The sequence below is a fragment of the Clostridium sp. AF32-12BH genome (assembly GCF_003477935.1).
In the GTDB taxonomy this organism is placed as follows: Bacteria; Bacillota; Clostridia; order Lachnospirales; family Lachnospiraceae; genus Brotaphodocola.
This window is the reverse complement of the sequence record NZ_QUEH01000001.1, coordinates 322,743-329,621: the sequence shown is the minus strand read 5'-3', so window position 1 is coordinate 329,621 and position 6,879 is coordinate 322,743. Positions and strand designations below refer to the sequence as shown.

General features: G+C 48.9%; 5 protein-coding genes. 2 read left to right on the top strand and 3 right to left on the bottom strand.

The features are described 5' to 3' along the window. Positions 1-289: 289 nt before the first annotated feature. The 3 genes from DWZ40_RS01510 to DWZ40_RS01500 all read right to left on the bottom strand — a co-directional run bounded on the left by DWZ40_RS01510 (position 290) and on the right by DWZ40_RS01500 (position 3,104). Positions 290-1,189: a threonine/serine exporter family protein gene (locus tag DWZ40_RS01510; RefSeq protein ID WP_243035148.1), complete on the bottom strand. Its 900-nt coding sequence runs from the start codon at positions 1,187-1,189 to the stop codon at positions 290-292. Further along, positions 1,186-2,007, bottom strand: a complete 822-nt coding sequence (locus DWZ40_RS01505; protein ID WP_118540373.1) for an MBL fold metallo-hydrolase — start codon at positions 2,005-2,007, stop codon at positions 1,186-1,188. Before DWZ40_RS01505 ends, DWZ40_RS01510 begins: the two co-directional genes overlap by 4 nt. A 113-nt stretch (positions 2,008-2,120) precedes the next feature. Continuing rightward, entirely contained in the window at positions 2,121-3,104 is a 984-nt protein-coding gene (locus DWZ40_RS01500) for a sugar-binding domain-containing protein (protein ID WP_118540372.1), read from the bottom strand. 233 nt (positions 3,105-3,337) lie between these two features. Here DWZ40_RS01500 and DWZ40_RS01495 point away from each other — a divergent pair, with 233 nt between their 5' ends. Beyond that, positions 3,338-4,480, top strand: coding sequence for a PrpF domain-containing protein (locus DWZ40_RS01495; protein ID WP_118540371.1), 1,143 nt, complete (start codon positions 3,338-3,340; stop codon positions 4,478-4,480). 48 nt (positions 4,481-4,528) lie between these two features. Further along, complete coding sequence (locus DWZ40_RS01490) at positions 4,529-6,817, top strand: hydratase (protein WP_118540370.1); 2,289 nt, start codon at positions 4,529-4,531, stop codon at positions 6,815-6,817. Positions 6,818-6,879: the final 62 nt, after the last annotated feature.

Below are 6,879 nucleotides of genomic sequence, written 5' to 3'. Positions count from 1 at the left end.
TCTTGAATGTATTAATTTTTCTTTCATACACATAGTATACTGTCATACGGAAGGAAACGCAAGCAAAATCGAACAAACTTTCGATTCCGTTTGCGTTTCAGACGCTTTCATCTCGGCAATTGAATAACCGAGGATTCCCGCTTGTTATCCTAAGCCGGGAATGCAGTCTGGAACATCATGAGGAAATCTGGAACGTTTCGAAGTGGTCAGGACAGTTCAGAAGAAGCAGTCCAGAACGTTTCGAAGCGATCAGGATAGTTCAGAAGCAATCTGGAACACTTTGAAGTATTCAGGGAAGCAGCGGAGCGCCCGCCAGAATTCCATACAGCGCGATCACAAAGCCAACTCCGATCGCAATGCAGAAAAATCCCAGTATGGCATCCATCATGCGGACCGAACCGGCAATGTAGTCGCTGTCAGCCATATCGCGGATGGCATTGGTAAAGGCAACGCCCGGCACCATCAGGATAATGCCGCCGATGATCATGGCATCGAAGTTCTGCCCAGGACCGAACCGGTAACAGAGAATGCACAAAAAGGTAATCCATGCGCTGCCGAGAATGCTTCGTACGATCCGGCTAAAATGCGGATTGCCCAGATACAGCGCATAGGCCTGATAAAGACCTCCGATGAGAAGCGAACAAACAAAATCCCGTGGGGTTCCGCCAAACATGACACCAAAGCATGCACCGGAAATTCCAGCCACTGCAATCTGCAGGGCAGCAGGAAAGCCAGGCTGTTCCTCGATGCGCTTCAGCTCCTGGCGGACGGTTTCCAGACTGAGCTTTTCTTCTTCAATCCGGCGGGAAAGCTGATTGACTTCTGCAACCCGGCGCAGATTGGTATTGTTCACCGGAATCTGCTGGACTTTTGCAAACTGAGGTTCTGTTTCATCTCCGCAGCTTACAAAGATTCCATTGCTTAAGACAAATGTGTTGACGGAGTGGAGTCCGTAGGCACGGCAGATGTGCATGATCGTATCTTCCACGCGGAAGATTTCCGCTCCGTTTTCCAGCTGGATCTGTCCGGCCTTCATGGCGAGCAGCAGGATTTCCTGCGCGGGAGCGAGTCCAGCTCCGGATTTTTTGTTTTGGGTTGAATCCGTGGTGGAAATGTTGGCAAAAGCATGATCCGAACGATCAGCCTGTGAATCTGGAAGCATTCCGGGTATAGGGTGCCTGGTCATCATGAGAGAACTCCTGTCTCATCATCAGACGAAGTCTCTGGATACCAGAAACTCTGCCCTTCTTTTGTAAGGTTTGCGATGCGATTCCGGTAACTGGCGCTGCATTCCATCTCTTTTAACCGGTCAATCATGCGAAAGTCTTCCCAGAAGTGCATGGGAAATACCATCTTTGCGCCGACTGTACGCATAAAATCATCAAGTCCCAGGTAAAACAAATCTTCCTGCCGGCCATCTAACGGAATCATGGCGACATCCGGATGAAACCCGGCTGCTTTGATCTTTTCCAGTTCCCGGCGGTAGTTGGTGCTCATGTTATTGTTCCAGGCAAGCGGTTCTCCATTCCAGCGCCAGTTGTTTAAGTCACCGGCGTGGTAGATGGTGAAGTGTTCCTGATTTGTCAAAGCAATTTTTGGTCCCAGTCCAGAATCTGTGCTTGAATTGGTGCCGGGAGAAAAAATCCCGGTCTCCACAACAAAAGCAACCCCTTCATCGGTAGACTTAAATGCAGTAATGCGGATACCGCCTCCCTCTTTGAATTCCCGGATCTTTCCGGGATCCACAAACCAGGTCAGGCCATGCAGATGTTCTGGAACCTTGTTCTGCCAGATATCGTCAGAGAGGACATAGTGAATGTTTGGATGGGTGGCAGCCAGATCAAAAATCTTCGGATTAAAATGATCTTCGTGACGGTGGCTGACAAATACAAACAGGTCTTTCGCCGGATCCAGGGGCGGCAGGGTGCCTTTCCAGAAATCGAAAAGCAGCAGTGCCTGGTCTGTCTCCAGAAGATAGCCGCTGTGCTTTATGTATGTGATCTTCATGATAGGATTCCTCGCTTTCTTTGTACACAAATGTGTGGGTTTTGGTTTGCCAGTTTATGCTTTTTTGCGATCTGTGCAGAAAATTGTATAGCGGTTGCCGTGCAGCTGCATGGTTACAAAGTTTCTTTCGGATGAGAAATTTTGTTCAACAATTGTTCTGCAGTAGCCCGGTCGGTGATCAGCTCGTTGATATAACGGTTTTGCATGCATGCAGTCAGAATGTCGACCTTGTGGCGACCTGTGGCTACGGCAATCTTATGCGGGGTTGTCAGAATATCCTGCAGGGATGCGGCAACAATCTTGCGGTTCAGGCTGATATTGGCGATTCGTCCCTCCTGGTCAAGTACATGTCCGTAGATGCTGCCGATGCAGTTGGGCTCTTCTTTCCAGTCTTCTTCCGAAATATAAGGTTTTAAAACTGGGTTATTAAAAGGAAGGCTGGAGCGACTTCCTATGCCGGTAAGCACTACATCCATTTTGTGGGTGAGATTTAATGTGTTTTCGATGAGTGGTTCCCGCAGCATGGCATTTCTGGCCTGTTCATCGTTGATATAGATTGGAAGATTTAAATAAAAATATTCTCCGTTAAATTTCATAGCAACGGTGTGCGTAATGCTTCTGGAGCCATCGGAAGAATTGAGATGATGGAAGCAGCCGCAAAGCTGCACGGCATTGATCGGGTTCTGCGTTTTCTGATCGAGTGCAGAGACCACATTGCGGATGGTTTTTCCCCAGGTGACTCCAATGGTGGAGCCGGGGGTCAGAAGCTGTTCCAGATACATTGCGCTGGTCTTTCCGATGACTGATGTTGCTTCCGCGCGGGAAAGATCCCGGGTATCGAGCACAATGGCATTGGAAAGCTGGAACGTATCCATCAGAGACTGCTCCAAAAGCATATGGCGTTTGCTTGGCTTATGGATGGTGATCTCTACAATTCCCTCTTCTCTTGCAGTCTGGATCATTTTGGCAATCTTGAAACGGTTGCAGTCGTACCTGCGGGCAATTTCCTGCTGGGTCATTCCCTGGTTGTAATAAAGATCCGCAATCTCAGACATGAGCGCCGCGGAAGTTTCCTCAAAAGTGATCTTTGTATTCATATGAGCTCTTCTCCTAAACAATCTATGCCTATTATATCAGAAATGAAATCGGAAAACAAATAAAAACAAATGTGATTAAATACAACATATGTTACAAAAACAACAAAGAAATCTTGTGAAATAATGATATGGAAAATCAATAAGAGATATTGTATGATAAGAACAACAAAACAAATGTTAATAAATATAACATTTGTTACAACCAAGTCAAGCCATAACAGGAGGCAAAGATCATGAGAAAGTATAAAACCGTATTTATGCGAGGCGGCACATCCAAAGGTTGTCTGTTTAAGAAGGAAGATCTCCCGGAGAACCGTGCAGAGTGGGATGACATTTTTATGCAGGTTATGGGCTGTCCGGATCCAAAGCAGATCGATGGAATGGGTGGTACCGTTTCTTCCAATAACAAGATCGTTGTAATCTGGAAATCCGAGGAGCCGGATGTTGATATTGAGTATCTGGTAGGCCAGGTGATCGTTGGAAAACGCCAGGTAGATTATAAATCCAACTGCGGAAATATGACGGCAGCCGTTCCGGCTTTTGCAGTGGAGGAGGGCATGGTCAAATTTACGGAGCCGGTTACCACAGTACGTCTGCTGAATAAGAATACCGATAAGTACATCAATGTCAATGTGCCGATTGATCCGGAAACACACACGTTCGCAAACGATGGTGACTGCGAAATCGCCGGAGTAGATGGAACTGCCGCAGAGTTAAAGGTGGATTTCTTAAATCCGGCCGGAGCCAAGACCGGCAAGCTTCTTCCGACTGGAAACACCAAAGATGTGCTGGATATTCCGGGATTTGGAAAGCTGGACGCAACGATCATTGATGTCTCCAACCCGATCGTTCTGGTCCGTGCAGAAGATATCGGCATGAGAGGCACCGAGCTTCCGGAAGAGGTCAATGCCAACAAAGAAGTTTCTGATCTTCTGGAAAAGATCCGCGGCACAGCCTGTGTCATGATGGGCTTTGCAAAGGACCTGCAGGATGCAACGGATCATCAGCCGGGCGTCCCGAAGGTAGGATTTGTAACCAGACCGGTTGGCTATACCGATATCGAAGGCAAGCAGGTCGATGCAGAAAAGATGGATGTCTGCGCAAGAGTTATTTCTGTATTTAAGTGCCACAAGGCATGTCCGCTGACTGCAGCAAGTTCGATTGCGGTTGCGGCAAAGCTGGAAGGCAGCCTGCTTGCAGAGGTTGTAAGGGATGCCGAAGCAGCCAATATCCGGATTGGTCATCCGAGCGGCATTATGACCATGGTACCGACTGTAGTAAAGCAGGGTGAAAATCCGGCAGAAGCAAAGGTTCCGGGTGTTGCAGTCCAGAGAACTGCGCGCCGTATCATGGATGGTTATGTGTATGTGCGCTGAGTGAAAATAAGACGAGAAAGAGAATAGGAAAAAAGGAGAATATTTATTATGGTAAAGTTACATGAAGGCGGCGTATATCTGGTAAACGGCGAGACCCTGGTACCGGAGGCAGAGACTGCAAAAGTAGAGCAGATGACTGGAAAGGCAGTCGCAAAAGAAGAGGCGAAGAAAGGTACGATCGCATATGGCATCATGAAAGCCCACAACCAGTCCGGTGATATGGACAAGCTTCAGATCAAATTTGACGCAATGGTTTCCCACGATATTACATTCGTAGGTATCATTCAGACCGCACGTGCGTCAGGAATGGAAAAATTCCCGCTTCCATATGTATTAACCTGCTGTCACAACTCCCTGTGCGCAGTTGGCGGTACCATCAACGATGATGACCACTACTTTGGTCTTTCCGCAGCAAAGAAATATGGCGGTCTGTTTGTTCCGCCGCACGTTGCAGTCTGCCATCAGTTTATGCGTGAGCGTTTCGCAGGCGGCGGCAAGATGATCCTTGGTTCTGACTCCCACACCCGTTATGGTGCACTGGGCACCATGGCAATCGGTGAGGGCGGCGGCGAGCTGTCCAAGCAGCTGTTAAAGCAGACCTACGATGTTGCTTACCCGGGTGTGATCGCAATCTACTTAACCGGAAAACCGCAGCCGTTCGTTGGACCGCACGATATTGCACTGGCAATCTGCGGCGCTGTATACAAGAATGGTTATGTAAAGAATAAAGTGATGGAATTCGTAGGACCTGGCGTTTCTTCCATGACCACTGACTACCGCAATGGTATCGATGTTATGACTACCGAGACCACCTGCCTGTCCTCTATCTGGAGAACCGATGCAGACACCAAGGCATTCTTAGAGAAACACAACCGTGGTGATGAGTTCAAAGAACTGAATCCGGAAGCAGTTGCATACTACGACGGCTGTGTTGAGATCGACTTAAGCACCATCAAGCCGATGATCGCACTTCCGTTCCATCCGTCCAACGCTTACGAAATCGATTACCTGTACGAGAATCTGGAAGACATCCTGCGCGAGACCGAGAAGGCAGCAGCAGAAGTAGCAGAGGGAAGAGCAAACTTTACCCTGCTTGATAAGATCACCAAAGACGGCAAGCTGCAGGTACAGCAGGGTATCATCGCAGGCTGTGCAGGCGGTAACTACACCAACGTGGTAGAGGCTGCCCATGCATTAAAGGGCAAGAACATCGGATCCGGCGAGTTCTATCTGTCCGTATATCCGTCTTCCCAGCCGGTATACACCGATCTGGACCGCAAAGGCCTGTTAGCAGACCTGATGGATGCAGGTGCGATCATCCGTTCCGCATTCTGCGGACCGTGCTTCGGCGCTGGCGATACCCCGGCACACAACGCACTTTCCATCCGTCATACCACCAGAAACTTCCCGAACCGCGAAGGCTCCAAGCCGGGTAACGGACAGATGTCTGCAGTTGCCCTTATGGATACACGTTCTATCGCAGCAACCGCAGCAAATGGCGGTAAGCTGACCTCCGCAGAGACCCTGGATTGCTGGGGCGATATTCCGGAGTACAACTACGACGACCGTGCTTACCAGGCAAGAGTTTACAATGGTTACAATAAGGAAGAACTGGATTCCGAGCTGCGCTTTGGTCCGAACATCAAAGACTGGCCGGAGATGGAGGCACTTTCTGAGAACATTCTCTTAAAGGTATCCTCCAAGATCCTGGATGAAGTAACCACCACCGATGAGCTGATCCCGTCCGGCGAGACTTCTTCCTTCCGTTCCAACCCGTTAGGACTGGCCGAGTTCACCCTGTCCAGACGTGATCCGGAGTATGTAGGCCGTGCAAAAGCAGTTCAGACTATGGAAAATGACCGTCTTGCAGGCAAGGTTGCCCCGGAAATCGCAGAGGTCATGAAGGTAGTCAACACCATTCCGGGTCAGGAAAACGTAAAAGCAGAGGATGTAGAGCTTGGTTCCACCATCTACTCCAATAAGCCGGGTGATGGTTCTGCGCGTGAGCAGGCTGCTTCCTGCCAGAGAGTACTGGGTGCCCTCGCAAACATTACCCAGGAGTACGCAACCAAGCGTTACCGTTCCAACTGCATGAACTGGGGCATGATCCCGTTCCACTTAAAGGGCGAGCCGACCATGTTCGAGGTAGATGATTACATCTACGTTCCGAACGCACGCACCGCAATGGATGGCGATTTAAGCGATATTCCGGCTTATGTCATCAAAAATGGCAAAGCAGAAGAAATTCATCTGTATGTACAGCCGATGACCGAAAACGAGCGCAAGATCGTGAAGGCAGGAAGCCTGATCAACTTCAACAGAAACGGTCAGAAATAGTCAAAAAATTCAGATGATGGTTTCATACTTTCATAGTTACAGTTTTTTCCTTTAAAAACCGG

Bases quoted from the DNA above. Each gene is read 5' to 3' on its own strand.
- DWZ40_RS01505 (WP_118540373.1), bottom strand. From the start codon at position 2,007: ATGAAGATCACATACATAAAGCACAGCGGCTATCTTCTGGAGACAGAC.
- DWZ40_RS01495 (WP_118540371.1), top strand. From the start codon at position 3,338: ATGAGAAAGTATAAAACCGTATTTATGCGAGGCGGCACATCCAAAGGT.
- DWZ40_RS01510 (WP_243035148.1), bottom strand. From the start codon at position 1,189: ATGATGACCAGGCACCCTATACCCGGAATGCTTCCAGATTCACAGGCT.
- DWZ40_RS01490 (WP_118540370.1), top strand. From the start codon at position 4,529: ATGGTAAAGTTACATGAAGGCGGCGTATATCTGGTAAACGGCGAGACC.
- DWZ40_RS01500 (WP_118540372.1), bottom strand. From the start codon at position 3,104: ATGAATACAAAGATCACTTTTGAGGAAACTTCCGCGGCGCTCATGTCT.